The sequence below is a fragment of the Paenibacillus pseudetheri genome, from assembly GCF_924513355.1.
GTDB classification, from domain to species: Bacteria; Bacillota; Bacilli; order Paenibacillales; family Paenibacillaceae; genus Paenibacillus_AQ; species Paenibacillus_AQ pseudetheri.
This window is the reverse complement of record NZ_CAKMAB010000059.1, coordinates 16,303-33,114: the sequence shown is the minus strand read 5'-3', so window position 1 is coordinate 33,114 and position 16,812 is coordinate 16,303. Positions and strand designations below refer to the sequence as shown.

Annotated in this window: 15 protein-coding genes and 1 pseudogene; 14 read left to right on the top strand and 2 right to left on the bottom strand. The window is 38.9% G+C overall.

The window, feature by feature from the left end; translation table 11 throughout:
• Nucleotides 1-183: 183 nt before the first annotated feature.
• The 6 genes and pseudogenes from L1028_RS29040 to L1028_RS29015 form a co-directional block, all read left to right on the top strand.
• On the top strand, nucleotides 184-771 hold the full coding sequence (locus L1028_RS29040) for an RNA polymerase sigma factor (RefSeq protein WP_234541573.1): 588 nt from the start codon (nucleotides 184-186) through the stop codon (nucleotides 769-771).
• The gene (locus L1028_RS29035) at nucleotides 749-2,371 is read left to right on the top strand and encodes a DUF4179 domain-containing protein (protein WP_234541569.1); all 1,623 of its coding nucleotides are present in this window, start codon (nucleotides 749-751) and stop codon (nucleotides 2,369-2,371) included. Before L1028_RS29040 ends, L1028_RS29035 begins: the two co-directional genes overlap by 23 nt.
• Before the next feature lie 92 nt (nucleotides 2,372-2,463).
• On the top strand, nucleotides 2,464-2,691 hold the full coding sequence (locus L1028_RS29030; RefSeq protein ID WP_234541568.1) for a hypothetical protein: 228 nt from the start codon (nucleotides 2,464-2,466) through the stop codon (nucleotides 2,689-2,691).
• A 381-nt stretch (nucleotides 2,692-3,072) separates the two neighbouring features.
• A complete protein-coding gene (locus L1028_RS29025; RefSeq protein ID WP_234541566.1) occupies nucleotides 3,073-4,566 on the top strand; it encodes an SMI1/KNR4 family protein in 1,494 nt (497 codons plus the stop codon).
• A 384-nt stretch (nucleotides 4,567-4,950) separates the two neighbouring features.
• Nucleotides 4,951-6,402, top strand: a complete 1,452-nt coding sequence (locus L1028_RS29020; RefSeq protein WP_234541563.1) for a serine hydrolase domain-containing protein — start codon at nucleotides 4,951-4,953, stop codon at nucleotides 6,400-6,402.
• Nucleotides 6,403-6,709: 307 nt separating this feature from the next.
• Nucleotides 6,710-6,781 (top strand): annotated as a pseudogene (locus tag L1028_RS29015) (helix-turn-helix domain-containing protein); the annotation flags it as partial.
• Nucleotides 6,782-7,398: 617 nt separating this feature from the next.
• On the opposite strand, the gene L1028_RS29010 reads toward L1028_RS29015, so the two are convergent.
• Nucleotides 7,399-7,593, bottom strand: coding sequence for a hypothetical protein (locus L1028_RS29010; protein WP_234541561.1), 195 nt, complete (start codon nucleotides 7,591-7,593; stop codon nucleotides 7,399-7,401).
• Between the two features lie 115 nt (nucleotides 7,594-7,708).
• Here L1028_RS29010 and L1028_RS29005 point away from each other — a divergent pair, with 115 nt between their 5' ends.
• The 5 genes from L1028_RS29005 to L1028_RS28985 all read left to right on the top strand — a co-directional run bounded on the left by L1028_RS29005 (nucleotide 7,709) and on the right by L1028_RS28985 (nucleotide 12,306).
• The gene (locus tag L1028_RS29005; RefSeq protein ID WP_234541559.1) at nucleotides 7,709-8,188 is read left to right on the top strand and encodes a DUF4265 domain-containing protein; all 480 of its coding nucleotides are present in this window, start codon (nucleotides 7,709-7,711) and stop codon (nucleotides 8,186-8,188) included.
• Nucleotides 8,189-8,325: 137 nt separating this feature from the next.
• Complete coding sequence (locus tag L1028_RS29000) at nucleotides 8,326-8,907, top strand: hypothetical protein (protein ID WP_234541557.1); 582 nt, start codon at nucleotides 8,326-8,328, stop codon at nucleotides 8,905-8,907.
• Nucleotides 8,908-9,034: 127 nt separating this feature from the next.
• Complete coding sequence (locus tag L1028_RS28995) at nucleotides 9,035-9,646, top strand: suppressor of fused domain protein (RefSeq protein ID WP_234541556.1); 612 nt, start codon at nucleotides 9,035-9,037, stop codon at nucleotides 9,644-9,646.
• Nucleotides 9,647-9,857: 211 nt separating this feature from the next.
• A complete protein-coding gene (locus L1028_RS28990) occupies nucleotides 9,858-11,018 on the top strand; it encodes an alanyl-tRNA editing protein (protein WP_234541555.1) in 1,161 nt (386 codons plus the stop codon).
• Nucleotides 11,019-11,163: 145 nt separating this feature from the next.
• Nucleotides 11,164-12,306: a copper amine oxidase N-terminal domain-containing protein gene (locus tag L1028_RS28985; RefSeq protein WP_234541553.1), complete on the top strand. Its 1,143-nt coding sequence runs from the start codon at nucleotides 11,164-11,166 to the stop codon at nucleotides 12,304-12,306.
• 68 nt (nucleotides 12,307-12,374) lie between these two features.
• On the opposite strand, the gene L1028_RS28980 is transcribed toward L1028_RS28985, so the two are convergent.
• Complete coding sequence (locus L1028_RS28980; protein WP_234541552.1) at nucleotides 12,375-13,175, bottom strand: polysaccharide deacetylase family protein; 801 nt, start codon at nucleotides 13,173-13,175, stop codon at nucleotides 12,375-12,377.
• Between the two features lie 432 nt (nucleotides 13,176-13,607).
• On the opposite strand from L1028_RS28980, the gene L1028_RS31220 reads away from it, so the two are divergent.
• The 3 genes from L1028_RS31220 to L1028_RS28970 are packed head-to-tail and all read left to right on the top strand — an operon-like array spanning nucleotide 13,608 to nucleotide 16,809.
• Nucleotides 13,608-14,534, top strand: a complete 927-nt coding sequence (locus L1028_RS31220; RefSeq protein ID WP_253074715.1) for an ATP-binding cassette domain-containing protein — start codon at nucleotides 13,608-13,610, stop codon at nucleotides 14,532-14,534.
• The gene (locus L1028_RS28975; protein ID WP_341482591.1) at nucleotides 14,507-15,052 is read left to right on the top strand and encodes an ATP-binding cassette domain-containing protein; all 546 of its coding nucleotides are present in this window, start codon (nucleotides 14,507-14,509) and stop codon (nucleotides 15,050-15,052) included. The genes L1028_RS31220 and L1028_RS28975 overlap by 28 nt, the downstream gene beginning before the upstream one ends.
• Before the next feature lie 14 nt (nucleotides 15,053-15,066).
• Complete coding sequence (locus L1028_RS28970; protein ID WP_234541550.1) at nucleotides 15,067-16,809, top strand: ABC transporter ATP-binding protein; 1,743 nt, start codon at nucleotides 15,067-15,069, stop codon at nucleotides 16,807-16,809.
• Nucleotides 16,810-16,812 lie beyond the last annotated feature (3 nt).

The window sequence follows — 16,812 nt, the reverse complement described above, 5'->3', positions numbered from 1 at the left end:
CTGAAAAGTCTGCTTTCACGTTATCTGGAACTTTGTTAACCTTTTGGAACCGCCGTATGCGGACCCGCATGTACGGTGGTGTGAGAGGACGGAGGCTTACCGCCTCCTCCTACTCGATTATGAAGTGAGAGTTTTTCTGATAGGAATCGTCTATACAGTATCGTGCTTCAAGGAGGCTATAAGGTGAAACATGTACCGAAAGTTGAAAAAGAGGATGAGAGGCAATGGATCCTAAACGTTCTGGATGGACATAAGGGAGACTATTCGTATCTTGTGGATCGATATAAGAACAAAATCTATGGTCTTTTGAGAGGGATGGGGGCTAGTGATCAAGATGCGCAAGACATCACTCAGGAGACTTTTATAAAAGCTTATCGTAAGCTGGCTTCACATGACTTGGATAAAAATTTTGCGGCTTGGATATATACGATCGCGACTAATTTACTGAAAGATTTGTGGAAAAAAGGCCGACCTACAGCGAGCTTGCCGGACGATCTTTCGGAACCTTCTCTTTCAGATAATCCAGAAGAAGAATTCATTCGATCGGAGCATCGTACTGAGCTGCTTCACCTGATGCAGAAGCTACCACCTAATTATCGTACGGCGTTGTTGCTTCGTTACACCAATGATTTAAGCTATGAAGAAATGTGTACTCTCTTAGAGGTCCCTTTAAGTAAGATCCAAAATGACCTTTATCGTGCAAAACAGCGATTGAAACAAATCATGACACACCAGGAGGTGAAGAGCGATGAAGTGCTTAAGTCCATTTGAGATCGAGCAATACATCCTAAGTACACCCGCCTCCCGACATTTGGAAGGTGTTGATCATATCGCTGCTTGTGCCCATTGCAATTTAATCTATCATACGCTATTAGAAGAACAAGAGGAGTGGTCGCAAGCGTTGTTTGAGGAGAAGCTGCCAAATTCTTTTACTGCTCAAGTTATGGCTTCAATAGAATTCGTAGAACTAGAGAAAGTAACGGTACCAGACAGGAATCAAAAGAATCCGAAGATACTTAAGTCACTAAGAATAGTCATGGGAGCGGCTTTGTTACTTGTTGTTCTGAGTGCCGTGATTTTGTATTCCGTACCTTCGTTAGCGGAGACTTTACGTTCTCTTTTTGTAAAAAATAATATGGACATAGGCCTTCTTCGAGCACAAGAATTTGGGTTGGTAGAACATCCTAATATCAAGGTGAAGGATAATGGCTACACAATAAAAATAGATGAAGCAGTGGCAGATCCTACACGGGTAATTATTGCATTACAATTGTTTGGCCCAAATGGGAAACATGACAGAAAACGGTTGGTTTTTGCTGATGGAAACCGTATTCAAGTAAAAGATGATCAAGGAAAGGTTGTTGGGGAATTATACGATATGGGATTTACCGATGACTTTTACTATATGATCGTTAATTTCTCGGAGCCACTACAAACCGACCAAATTACAATCGAAGGTCATATTACTGAATTGGGAAGTGAACGAAAGAACATTCCTATTCTTAAAGGAGATTGGAATTTCAATTTTTCGATGGATATGACTGAAGCGAATAAACAAACGACTTCAACTCCACTGATGGGGAGCTACACCTCTCCTTATGGTTTAACAGTAACCTTGAAAAGATTAACGCATATGGTACAAGGAGTCCGTTTTGAGTTTGATACGGAGTTAAGTGAAGAGGCATTGCGTCGTTCTCCTGGTAAACTATGGAAGCAGCAAGGGATGAAGTTCCATTTTGAGGATAGCGCGGGAGAAGAGATTCAGAGTGTCAATCCTAGAAAATCCCCGAATAAGAGTTTTGTAATGTCAAGTTCTTCGACTCCAGGTGATAAGCCTGGATTAATGCATTGGAGCTATACGTTTCCATCTTTACCACAGGATACACCATATACTTTCGTATTCGATGGATATTTCATTCCTGAGAAGGACGGTTCGAGGGTACAATTTGAGCCTTCCAAGTTGAAGGAACATCCGATTCCCTTTGCATTTGAGGGGGATGAGCTGATGTTAAATGACTTTACAGTGGAATCACCACCAAATACCAACAGCTCACAGCAGGAGGGTTCATTACACTTTAGTGGAAGATTCAGAAATGAGTTTACGAACAGTGAGTGGATATTTAAGGACCTTGAGGGTAAAGAGTATCCCATCTCAGGACAAGGAGTTTTTTCTACTGATGGGTCCGGATGGAAAGATGGTTATATCGTAATCGTTGAATCGCAGTCCAATAACAAAAAGAATTTTTTTGAGTTCCGTGCTGCTGGTCTTACTAAGATCCCTGAACAGCTTCAATTAATACGCACGATAGTCAACCGATTATATACCAATGTAGATTGGTCCGTTCCTATCATGGAGGTTAGCAAAAAATAGTAAAATCAATCTTTTACCTTCCGGTTTGTACAAGCAGAAAAGGAGGATTAAGCATCTCATATACTATCACAATCGAAAAGAGGTGGTAGTTTATGACTGCTGCAGAGAAGAAAAAAATTCAAAGAGCTTTGAATGCTTTGCGTAAGCAAAGAGTGATTCTGAAAGAAAGCCTTAAAAGAATTGAAGCATTGCTTTGCAGATTGCCTATTGGCAGTCGTGAAAGATTTGAATTGTTAGCAGTAAGAGATTCAATCGTAGAAGCGCTCCGACTCAATGCTATTGCTATACGAAATTTAAAAGACATTACTTGTGCTTGTTAATTCGTTGAACTTCTGAATTCTTTCTTATTGATCTGACGGGTATCGATAGCTCAATAAACACGATAAGGCAGCCGGTCAGTCAATGTGATCGGCTGCCTTTATTCAGCAAACGGGCAGGATAGTTGAAGTTCAAACGCGGGAAAACGTATCATCAATAGGGTTTAACCCCTAAGATGACTCTTAGTTTTTTTATATGACTTAATACAACAATATTTACAAATTCATGATACGATATTGCTAAATCAGGAAATAGATGCTCCATATGTAAGATAGAATTAATTATTGATGGAACTGTTGAAGATGAATCATAACAAAATGATTGATAATCAACCAAGGATGTTTACTGAAACTATTATGACTCAGTAGAATGGGGGCCACTATATGTCATTAGTTAATGAAAAAGAAGAGTGTTTACTTATCGAGACATTAAAATCGCATATACCAAATGTAGAGGAATTACTGAATCCAGCAGTTGAAGAATCAGAAATAAACCTTTTCGAGAGCATGATGAACTGCAAATTTCCAGAAGATTTCAGAAAGTTATACATGAATTCTAATGGAGAAGGAGAGCAGATTTTTGGCGTTATGGCTGGTCTTGGTTGGATGAACATTGAATCGATAGTAAGCAACTGGAAGTCCCTTTTGGAATCAGCATACGATATTATATCCAGCAAACCAGATGTAATAAAAGATGGGAACTACAGAGAAGGCTGGATTCCTTTTGCCGAAGATGGTGGAGGCTCATATTTGGCAATTGATTTAGACCCTGGAGAAAAGGGCGTTTATGGGCAAATTATAACGATAGATCACAATTCTAGTTTTTCATATGTTATTGCGGAAAGTTTGGGACATTTCTTTGAATTTATCGATTCGAGCCTCAGAAATAGTAGTATTGGTATTCGTGAAGAAGATGATGTAATCATATTATCCCGTGAAAGTGGAAGTTTGTTGGATGATATTTTGGCTTTGACTAAAATGGATATCGAAAAGAACAGCCTTATCCCTGTAAGCGGATTTTGGGAAGAGTATTTTAAAGACGATGTTGAGAGTGGTTTTGTATCTTCAAAAACATTGAAAAAAAAGAGAATGGTATTTATTAGAGCTGATCAAGCTCAAAAATACGGAGCAATATCTTTGGATATTTTAACCCATATGGTTAATCTTAAAGAACTTATTATACATGCGGATGAAATTACTAATTTCGATGTACTTAAACGGTTGCCTTCTTTAGCAGAACTTGTGATAGGATCAGAAGCTTTTAAAGAGTCTGATTTGAAGTACTTAGTTTCTTTAGATGGGTTAAGGAAGCTAACATTAATAGGACTTCCATTAAAAGATATACATAAACTGAAAGATATAAAGAAATTAAAGAGTTTGAGATTATGTAGAATGAACTCAATTGATAGGGGATTAATAGGAACTATAAAAAATTTGAAGGAACTAAGTTTAGAAGAAATGGAGGTTGGCGACCTGCTTTATATTTCAAACCTTAATAAGCTAATAAAACTAGAGCTCAAACAAGTGACAATACCACATTTATCATTCTTAAAAGCTTTAAAGAATCTAACGTTTTTTGAGACGGATAGCTGTGCAATAGATGAATCACATATAGAGGTTATAGGAGAATTGAAGAAATTAAAGCAATTCACTTATCCGGTTGGAGATTTAACAATACTCAAAAATTGTAAGAGTCTAAAGCAGATTGGAGTAGATGCATCAAGACTTAAAGGGTTGGAGGAAATTTCAGACTGTAATATAGTCGGTATAACTATATTTCATGCAACATCGAAAGAGAACGCAAAGTCCGTAGTCGCGGAGTTTAATAAATACTTTAAACTTCAGTCATATGGATGGCAGGTAACATGGAAAGATTAATGAAACTTGCCTACACTGAGCTTTATCATAATAGGGCGAAATTTTTATAAAAGAAAGGAGGCTAGCCATATTGGTTAGTCTCCTTTCTTTTTGCTGTTAGACCTACTTGACAGAAGTCTATATTTCGATTTGTCGAAAAAAGATAAGGGCTTGGTAATACTTCATTTAATAGAAGCCTCACTGATACCTAATAAAATACTATAAAGGAAATGGAAGATGGGACAGAGGGGCCTTTTTGCGAAACAAGAAATAATATACATGGGTCTGTGAAGTTTACAATAGTAATCTAATCATTGAACGTCTAGCATTAAGTATAATGGAACGACGCATTAGGCAGATAAGGCGTACTACGGGTTGTTTATATTTTTTCGAAATGGAGAGTTTATGAAGAAGACTATTGTTTTTGTATTATCAATACTTATATTATTCTCAGGATTCGCAACACAAAGTTATGCGTCGTTGTCAGATACGCAATCTGGGGCAATACAAGCGTTGCTGGATGATGCCTCTCGTATATCAGGTGTGCCGGGAATATCAATTTCAATACTTGTTGATGATGAAGTGTTCTACTTTTCTTCCGGGTATGCAGACCGTGATAGTGGGGTGTCTGCAAGTGAAAATACACTATATGAGTTGGCCTCGGTCAGTAAAGCTTTTACTGGCATGGGTATTCTGCTGTTGGAAGAGCAAGGGCTGCTGTCAATGACTGACACTGTCCAAAAATATTTACCTTGGTTTACGTTACAGTATCAAGGGAAACCTGTTGATATGCAAAGCCTTACACTCAATAACTTTCTTCACCATACTAGCGGCCTAACAAATGGTAGGCATTCTCAAAATATTCCACAAGGCAATACACCAGATTTGCTGCAAAAGACTGTGGAAATGCTGGTAGATGCTGAGTTGGCGTTCCCTCCCGGTGAACAGTATAGCTATGGAACCGTTAATTATGACGTATTGGGTTTGGTTATTGAGATTGTGTCGGGACAAAGCTATGAAGACTTTATGAGGGAACAGGTATTTCAGCCGTTAGGTCTTCACCAGACGTATGTTTATAAAGAAGATGCACAAGCCACCGGACAGTTGGCACAGGGCTACCGTTCTTCCTTTTTTAAGACAACTCCATATAACGCGCCGGATTATTCCGGGAATAAACCCGCAGGCTACATCATTTCTTGTACAAAAGATATGGCGCGTTGGATGGGCATACAGATGGGTATTGTGAAGGACATACCCGAAATATTCCATACGGTTATCGAAAAATCACATCAGGGTGATATGTCTGTTCCGGCTGTCAACGAAATGTATTACGCGGCGGGCTGGACGGTAAACGCCAACCAAACGATTATAGAGCACCCAGGGGGAAATCCCAATTTTGGAACCGAAGTGATCATTCTGCCGAATGAACGAACAGCCGTCTGCTTGCTGACCAACGGTGCCAATATCAATAGAAGCGTGGTACTAAAAGTTAAAGATATATTAGACGGCAATCTAACGCAGTCATATGAAATAAGCGGCACACAGCTTTTGGACATCATTTTATCGTCTACCACAATTATTCTTTGCCTATTGGCTGTTCTGTTCTTTATCTTAGGATTACGCAGAAGGAAAACGAATGAGCGGCAGCCAATGACAATAAAGCGAATAATCGTAACAGCTATTTTGCTGATTGCTACGATTGCCCTATGTATAATGTGCTGTGCATTAGATTGGCCAACGATACTTATTTGGCAAACATATAGTATTCTTACAGCTTTGATTTCGTCGGCATTATTAACAGCAAGCATTACATGGTTTGTATACACTCACCTATATAATGCCTCGCTCCGAAAATAAGCATTTTGTTCGGTCGCTTTATTGGTAAAATGCGTATAGCGTATTTTGTTTGGTACAGCGGAAAGTAGAGTTACGAATAACACAGGAAGAATTAAACTATAAATAAGCATATATGCGGTAAAGCTGTGTGTTGATAGTGAGAAAGCATTGATTTAACGCCAGATTCACCTCAATATAACCATTTAAAGTTCAAGCAGAGATACCACCTGAACTTTTCTTTTGTTGAAATACTTGCACAATCCTTAGTGATTCTCAATCTACATACTGGCAGTAAAGCTCAATGTTACTATACATCGGATTTGTTGGGTTTCCGTTCATTACCGGAATCTCGTTATTCGAGTACATCCGGCGTCGAAGATTGACATTGGCGGCTTTTAAATGCGAGTTGGCCAAATAAATAACCATTGTGTAACCCACCCACTGTCAAACTGAGGCGATGATGACTGAGAGAGCGCAAGATGCGGATCTCCGAGAAAATTGATGCGTTCAAAGCCAAGAGCAACTACAAGTTGATTAATTAAACCGAAGTCGGAAGGTGAGTACATAGAATTCCAGAGAAAACCGATAACCAATACGCTGAACAACGCAGGAATGAAGAACGCAGCCCGCAGCAGATTTTTTGTTTTAATCTTTTATTGAGAAAGACCGCTAATGGAATGGCTAGCAAATTCTGTCCGAGCATCGCGAGTACTGCATAGATTAAAGTGTTGCTAATACCTGTTAAATAGAGTGAATCTTTAAATAGAGCGATATAATTGTTTAAACCAACAAACTTGACAACAACGGGATGCACGTCCTACCAATTTGTAAAGCTGTATAAAGCGGTCTTTAGCGTCGGTTATATGAAAAAGGTACAATAAATAAGTAAGGCAGGAAGAAGAAGCAGAACATAATTGATTTCTCGTTTGAAAATGTTTGGTTTGTTCATGCGCAACAACTTTTAGCTTATAGGATGTACAAGAGACAAATCGCCTTGCCCCTTGTAATTTATACGACCTATTTAGATTTCTCCAGCAGCTTAACTGCTTTCTTGTCTACCGCTTCTAGCACTTGACGAGGCGTTTTAGTACCTGCTATGATTTCTTGAATACCTTTTCCTAGATCTGAGAAAGCAGGGCCAGCAACGCCCCAATTATTAACAAGGTACATGACATTGCCGCCTTGAAAGCTTCTTGAAGTAACCCCTTTCAAAAAAAGAGGAGCCTCCTTTATTATCGACCCGTTGAATTACAAGCGATAGCGGATACATGAAGGATGTAATCTCAAATCTCATACATTAAAAGAGACAGTTTTGAGGAGTATTCGTATGGAACATAAATTAACCTTAATTAATGTTTTTGCCGGCATAAATTCAGAGGAAGCAGTCTTTGAAGAGCTTCCTGCAGAATGCATAAGCGATAAAATATTCAAATTATGTGCATCTCCTGGGCTGGCTCTAGGGCTTGCGAAAGGAGATATAATAAAACTCCTTCCCAATGGAGAGTTTGAATTAATTAAACATGGTGGAAATTTCTGCATTCAAATTTACAAAGAGGAGCTTGTTAAAGAAAAGATAGAGACAGCTGAATCTATAGTCAAACGAGAGCTTTCCGGTTCTTTAGATGGATTTCATAATGGCTCGCTTGCCTTCACCGCGCCCATCAGGAATGGATTTCATGCCACCAATAAGGTTTTCAATGTAATTAGAGATTTATTAGAATCGGAGTACTATTACTCTAATATTTATGAATATCCATATAACTTTGACGATGAAGAGTTAGTTAGCTGGGCTAGAGATCTGGATTAATCGCTTCAAAATATCAGTTCTCCGGCATCATACACTATCTCTGGGCCACATTTTTCAATATGATCTCCAATCCTGAGTCAAAAAAATAACGCGTAATCATAATATACCCAAAAGCTCAAGAGTTGCAGGAGGCAGATATGGTAGATGAAAGGCATCTTGTTTATTTCAAAGAACTCCTGGAAGGAAATGCTGTAATTTCTTTTAAGGCATACCTTTCAAATAATGAAGATTCTTTGCGCAAGCAATTATCTCCGGCGAGATTTGCAAGACTGAAGTTCAAGTCAATTGATGAAATAATAAAGATTCTTGACGAAGAGAATGTATCCTACAGCATTAATGATCATGCCGTAAGAAACGAAAAATATTTAGCAACCTTTCATCTGGATGCCTTGAATGAACAAGGTAGGCTTAAGGAAGGATTCAAAAACACCCTATTCAGAGGAACTGTTCACAACTTTAAAACCAAGGGGGAAGAAGCAGTCTTAACCCTCTATAAATACATCGAATACCCTAAAAAAATCAATAACAAAAAAAATATAGAAAAACTCCAAGACATCGAATGTTTCGCCGAATTGGAATTATCCTTAGGGGATGAAAGTCTTGGCTTATTTTTATTAAAGGCTCTAGCCTCTATTGAGCGTCAGCTTTCCGAAGTAGATGATATTGTCCTTAAAGCTCAAGAAGCAGTCATGAAGCACCATTCATCGAAAAGAGATTAATAACTTCCTAATTGGAGAGATTTGCCCTTTCAATTACTGAAATGGCAGGCCGCGAACGATGAAGGAGGACAATGATACCAGCCCAAATTCTAAACCAAAAAATCAATATTGAAAAAAGGTGATGGATATGCAAATCAATAAAGAGTCATGCCGAGGGATCATTCTGGAATTCGACATTAGGAGAACAATTATTCTCAATTTATATATTAAAGAATGGTCTATGCCAGAATATAGAGTCATAATGACAAAACCGGAGATTGGCGTATATATTGAGTTATATTATTTTCCATCAATTGACGTTAATATTCCTGCAAGATTCGCAACAGTCGGCCTATCTAATTCCATTCGGAAAACTGGAAAACCTATTGATAATGAATGGATGATAGCTTTAAAACCCGATTTGGGACAAGAAAACATTGATCGCATATTCTCATATTTCTGTGACATAATTGCCCATAATATTGAACATATACAATCTTCGGAAGTACCACGAGTAATGACTGAGAGCGCACTCGCACCAGAAAATTGGACTACAAAAGCCCTCTTGATTGATGAACTAAGAGGAGAAAGTGAGGATTTAGAACAAATAAAAATAGGTGAAGAAATAATTAATGTCTTGTGGGTAGTACCAATTACCCCCAAAGAATCGCGTATAATTTTACAAGAAGGCATAGATGCTTTTGATGCTTACATAGATAATCATCACTATTCCATAATTGATCCCACTCGTCCTGATTAATAAGAGCAGTTCAATATCATTCGCACGCATTTTATTCCGATCTCAGACAAGTCATTGAGCTGACGAAAAACGATACTTCAATAAATAAGCAGCAGTCTAGGGCATTATTTTCCCTGAACAGGGGTAATGGTTCTAGAGTATGACAGCGGAATTCTTGGATGATACTATAAGCTTAATGTGCCGAAAACGTATAAAAGAGAGGAATACATACATGACCAACAAACTATACTACACTTCTACATACCTTACTGATTGGCAGACCCGTATTACTGAAACGATAGAACGAGAAGATGGACTTTATGTTATTTTGGAGGAAACCGCTTTTTATCCGCATGGCGGTGGGCAACCTTGTGATTTAGGGACTATACAGGATATCCCTGTACTTGATGTAATCAGTGAGGAAGATCTTGTCCTGCATAAGCTGGAACGTCTGCCTGATGAGGAAGAGGTAAATTGTCAGATCGATTGGAAGAGGAGATTTGACCATATGCAGCAGCATAGTGGACAGCACTTACTCTCAGCCTTGTGTCTCGATCTGTTTCAGTTTGTGACTTTAAGCTTTCATTTAGGTGAAGATTATTGCACCATTGACATAGAAGCGCCAGAATTAACCCCTGATCAATTTCAATACATTGAGAGAGAGGTTAATCAGCAAATTTACCGGAACCATAACATCCTGAGCTATTTTGTAACAGGGGAAGAGGCTTCACAGCTTAAACTAGTCAAACAGCCAAAAGTGACGGAGAACATCCGGATTGTAGAAATCAAAGATGTTGAATATAATGCTTGTGGTGGTACACATGTATCTGCAACAGGTGAGATTGGTATAATTAAGCTTCTGAAAGCGGAGAAACAAAAAGGCAATACGCGGATCTATTTTAAATGTGGATACCGTGCTTTGGAGGAGTTTAATAGCAGTCTACAAATTGTTGGAGCAATATCTTCCAAGTTCAATACGGGAAAAGATGAAATTATCGATCGCATTGAAAAATGGGAGAATGAACAAAAGCAGCTTCAGGCTGAAATTATCCTTCTTAAAGAGAAGAATGATGATTACGTCGTAAAGGAGCTTTTAGCCCAGCAAGAAGGAACGCTGATCGCAAAAGTGTTTGAGGATAAATCGCTGAAAGATTTACAAAGCTTAGCTAACAAGCTTACCGCGAAATGCGATGTTCCGGTTTTATTGGCTAGTTCTGCAGAGAATAAGGTTGTATTTGCACAGAATGGCAGCGCGGAGGTCTCCTGTGGAGCTTTTTTCAAAGAGCATCTTAGTACCTACAATGGAAAAGGCGGAGGCAGTGATAAATTAGCGCAAGCTGGATTCCCGACATGGGATGACGCTTTTGCGTTTTATGAGTTTGCTAGTTGTTAAGATTACTTTGTTGAAGACAGAAGACCTGACTACGGTAGTCTCCGTGGATCAGGTTTTTTTAATGCTTAAAGCGAGAAATAAGAAACTTTTTCCAAAATATACCGTCTAATTACATATCATATAGGGCCGAGGGAGACGAAAAGAAATGAATAAATGGAAGGTAACGCTAGGAATCTTAGCTGTTTTGATTTTAAGTACGGGGTATGGATCGGTATCTGCTCAAGCAGAAAGCCAAATTCAATTCAACTATAAAGAAATCGGAATTAGCAGTAAACAGATCATTGCAGAGAATACAACTTTTGTGCCTCTGAAATCACTCGCAGATGCTATGGGGTATACATTATCTTGGGATCAACCATCCCAAACGGCCAAGCTTGTTCGTCCTGAACGTGAGGTTATCTTCACAGCTGGTACTGTAAAGTCAAAAGTGAACGATGCGGTGGTGACCTTAACAAAATCGCCACGTATTATAAAAGGCTCGGTGTACGTGCCATTGATCTCAGCGGTCAGTGCACTTGGAGGTAAAGCGGGGATTAATAAAGCGGATGGAGTTATCCAAATTGTAGATGAGGCAAAATTGGTTTCTGCTTCTGTAGATGGAAGATCCTATTGGATATCTCAGAAAAACGGAGATTTGTATTACCGTGCTACGTCAGCTGGGAAACCAGTAATTATTGGTCAACTACCGTTCAAGGAATCAGCTTACAACTACGCTTTTGAGATTAAAAAAGTTGGCAATGGTACGGACTTGCTACAGTTAACGGACAATCATTATGCTATGTTCACCGATTTCAATAGCAGTTATCAAGTATTGGTCAAAGCGGGCACTATTCTCAAGCAAATGGACTATCATTACAATAACTCGGCTTATATCCATGCGCCACAAGTGCCTTCCACTCAGCTATACATGACAGACGGGAAGAACGTTCAGTATATTACTAAGGATGGCGGTTTGGGCAAGTTGTTTGAGATGGAAAAGTTAACAGGAGCAACTGGAGATTTCATAGTGGAGTATGCCGCGGAAGATGTTGTGCTCGTACGTTTATTAGATACGACTCAATTATATATGGTGTATAGAAGCGCTGGAGAAATCATTAATCTTTATGAAAAACTAATTACTAGTGAGGATCGTAAGGAATGGGATAGAGTAAATGATGGCAGAGATCCATATGTATTGACCAGAATGTTAGTGTTGAAGAGTCGCAAAGGGAATGTACTGACATTCACCTATACTCCAATCCTTGAGGAAAAGGCAAAAACAGTAACGTATACACTTCAATCCAAATAATTGCACTCACTTTTATGTAACTAGCAAAAAAGAGCGGTGTTTAAAATCGCTCTTTTTTGCATTTTGGATTATTTCATCATCATCGTACTTCCACTCTTAATCTGAACAGGTTGATCATTTACAGATAGCCAGACATCTATAGCAGCATTGTTACGGATGAGCGTTTTGTCAGCACTAATTTTCAGTGAATACAGAGCAGTGACATAATCATAAATCTCAATATTGGTTGCATACCAAATATCCGAATGACCACCTGCTTGTTGGCAAAAGGACTCGATAAGCTCCCAATTGTTCTGCTCAGCGAATTCATAACTATGACCCCAAACATAACAGAGTCTCAGTTTCTGGGATGGCCCTTCCGTTGTAAATCGCTCCCATACTTGATGCAGATCTTCTATATGATGACATGTTGGATGCCATTCCATGAAATTCAAAGGCATATCAAACTGTTTGGTAGAATGGACAGTACGGCTGTACTCAATCCCAACAGACTGTAGAGGAGCAATGATTTCCTGAGAGTATGTACCGTAGGGATAGGACATACCTCGCACCGGGTAATCCACCAGTTTCTCAAGTCGCTTACGGTCTTCAAATAGTTCATCGATCACCATGGGTAATGGAAGTCGTTCTAGATGTGGATGCGTGACGGAATGGGCAGATACCTCATGGTTCCTGAGCGAATGTTTAACATCAGCAAATGATAAGAATCCGGGTGCGTTTATCATTGCGCTATTTAAATGGAAAGTACCTTTAATCCCATATTGATCAAACATCTCCGCCAAGCGAATATCGTGTTTCTGTCCGTCATCATAGCTCATGGTGAGCGCCTTGGGCAATCCGCCCGGGAATAAGTTAAATTGAAGTTTCATGAATTTACACTCCTGTTCGTTTGTTCATTTCGAAAATTACCTCTTCCAATTATAAACATTAAACGTTATAATCGGTTTCCACGTCTAAACAATTAAAGTGTTTACAGAATGGAATACACGTATAAGGAGAGATGCTGCCTGCCTGACTTTCTCTATGTTGTAAAACTATTATATTTGAAAGACAGAAAAAACTCACTTTTATATTTTATCACTAACCTACTGGGTGTCCCAATCCTTTTTGCAGAATTGTTCACAACGAAATATGTGGTTGACCTCATTCAAAACTTCAATCCTAATGCCTACCAACATATCTTGTTATTAGTAAGTTTGCTTATCCTTATGTTATATCTCGCGGGCCTTAATAGTTCTCTTCGAGCCATTTCCATCACCAATTTATCATCCACCAGTATATATGAACTGGAACATAGTATTTTGGAAAAGACTTCTAAATTATCTACGGCACTTTTGGAAGACCCCGGTACAAAAACTAAAAGAGAAAAAGCAAAACGACTTTCTTTGATTGATCTGTTAGACCAATGGACGGGCGTAACAGTTCAGCTAATAACATTAGTTGCGTTAATGGTTGTCTTATCCGTTTATGGATTCTATATTTTGGCGTTGATCATTTTAGGAGTGCAGATTCTACAGCTTTATACTATGAAACAAATGTCTCAGAGAGTAGAGGCCATTTCAGCGGATCAAACCTCCTCTGTAAGAATGATCAACTATCTAGTCGATTTGTTGGTTAACAGAGATACGATTCCAGAAGTAAGAATGTACAGAATGTCCTCCTATTTATTTTCCTCAATGAAAGAGAGCTTTACGAATAACTTCAAACAAATGCACCGTAAGGTTATTTATTCTGAAAGCCTCAACTTCTCACAAAGCTTAATCATGATCTTATTAAATGCGACAACGATTGCCATTTTGGCGATCACGATCGGAAGTAGCGGACAGAGCGCTGGTCTCTTTGTGCTATTACTTCAGATATCCGGTCAATTATTCATCGTTATTCCTTCATTAACAAGAGTTTACACTGACTTGGTGAAGAGTCGTTTGCGTTACCAGAATTATACGTCTTATTTAGATTTGGAAGAACAGGTGCTTAGAGATCAGGAGGTGAATTCCAATAGGAACACCGATCCGATGGAGGTCCAAGTTCATCAGTTGTTTTTAAGATATCCGACCAACGCTAATAACACCCTTAGTAATATAAACATGACTATTCATCCAGGTGAACGAATTGCTTTTGTAGGTGAGAATGGTTCGGGTAAATCTACGCTTGTTAAGTTGATCTTAGGGTTGTATCCTGCAACAGCTGGAAACATCCAGTGGTTAAAGGTGAGAATGAAGTCTTAGTGCATAATGTGACACAGGATGCCAGAGTTGTTTTTCAGGATTTCATTAAGTTACAAAGACCAATTAGAGAAAACATTGCATTAGGTAATATGGCTACTATTCATGACGATTCAAGATTATTATCCGCGATGAGAACAGCAGAAGCTGATAATTATGGTGTTGCGTTGGATTCCTTAGTAGGTCCTCAGTTCGGAGGGATAGATTTATCTGGGGGGCAGTGGCAAAGACTTGCGATTGCACGAGCCTATCTCAATGACGGCGCTCTTATGATTTTTGATGAGCCGACTGCTGCCCTGGATCCTTATGCGGAACAACAGGCGTTTGATACTTTTATGAAATTAGGAGAACAACAGACTTCCATTATTGTGACTCACCGGCTGTATATGTCCAAATTCGTCGATAGAATTTTTCTATTTGAGGATGGAGAAATCGTGGAAAGTGGAACGCATGAAGAATTAATGAGGGCGGATGGTAAATACAAAAAGATGTTCAACCGCCAGTCCTCTTTATATGTATGAGAAAGGAGAAATCCATGCTGAAGTCTGACATCACTAATCTTGTAATGATACTCGTGAGAATGGTTAGAAAAAGTCCGATGATCTCAACAATCACTATCATACTTCCTATAATCAGTGGATTATTAACTTTTTATTCTTACGCTGTCCAAGTAAATATCATTAACGGTGTGGCTCGCGGTGTTATGACCCTGCTCCCTATTCTATGGTTTGTTGTGATTCATGGCGTACAAGCTTGTTCATTAAGCATAACCAACATGATGAAGAATCGAATGAATGCGGAACTAACCCTTGCTTTTCAATCCGAACTGATAGATATTGCAAACCGGGTTGATTTTGAGGATTTTGATGATGAAGAGTTTGGAAATAAGCTGCAAAGAGCTAAAAAGGTAGTTGGAGAAGATTTAGAGGGGATTACAGGTTTTTTGGTATCAAGTGTAGGGATTATCGCAGGACTCTTAAGCATCATCTGGTTGTCGGCTACAAGTGGATATTTCTTGGTCACATTCGTGGTAACTCTAATGATCGTGACTACCTTATCCATTCGATTATTTACGGAAATTAAAGTGAGAAGAACAGGGAGAGAGCTCACCTTTGATGGAAGAATGGGGGACTATCTTGCTAACACTTTGGAAGACCCTAATGCGATTCGAGAAATGCGAATTTATAACTCCATCTCTTATTTTACAAATCTCTGGGCAATGATTATAAAAAAGCAACATAATAAAAGATTTAGCGCCAGAAAATTCGAGATCAAAACAGGGATGGTCGTGGCTATGGTCCAGACTAGTGCTATCTTTGTTGTTCTAGTGTACCTGTTAAACAAAATGGGGGAGTCTAATACAGTTACAATTGGAACAATTTCGGTGTTATTTCTGGCTCTGTTATCGAGTGGTGGTAAAATTATGAGTTTGACCTGGCCATTAAGCAAGCTTTACATCAGCAGTAGCAAATTATATGACTTCAATGAAGTACTTACATATAAGAACAGGGATTTTCGCAAAATTAACATCAATAATTCCACTGATTCTATGCTCCCTATTACCGTTTCAAATGTCTATTTTAAATACGCCAAATCGAACAAGAATGTCTTATCTAACATCAATATGACCATAAAGCCGGGTGAGAAAATAGCCATCGTCGGAGAGAATGGAGCAGGAAAATCAACGTTGATTAAAATGTTATTAGGTCAATATAGGCCGAGCTCCGGAACGATTTGCTGGAAGGATAGTCCAGAACCTAACGGTAAAGTGTCCGTTGTATTTCAGAATGCTGTGAAGTTTGAACTGACACTAAGAGAAAATATCTTTTTGGGTGATGCGCATGCACCTTCAGATGATGCTAAAATACTCAGTGTTCTAGAACAATGTGAGCTGATAGATTTGCTCCATGAAATAGGCGGATTAGATGTGAAATTGGGTCAATTAGTAGAAGGAAGCAGGCAGTTATCAGGCGGACAGTGGCAAAAGCTAGCGATTGCGCGCGCGTTATACAATGATGCGGAGCTTATAGTATTCGATGAACCTACATCTGCGATTGATCCGAATGCCGAGATGGAAATCTATACGAAGTTATTAGAGATCTGCCAAGATAAAGCTGCTATTTTTATTTCACATCGGTTGGGCTGGGCTAAGAATGTGGATACGATCTATGTTATGTCTAATGGAGAAATAGCTGAAGTTGGAGATCATCAAGACTTAGTACATCACAAAGGGATTTATGCAAGCATGTACGCTTTACAATCCTCTTGGTATAAGTAGCTT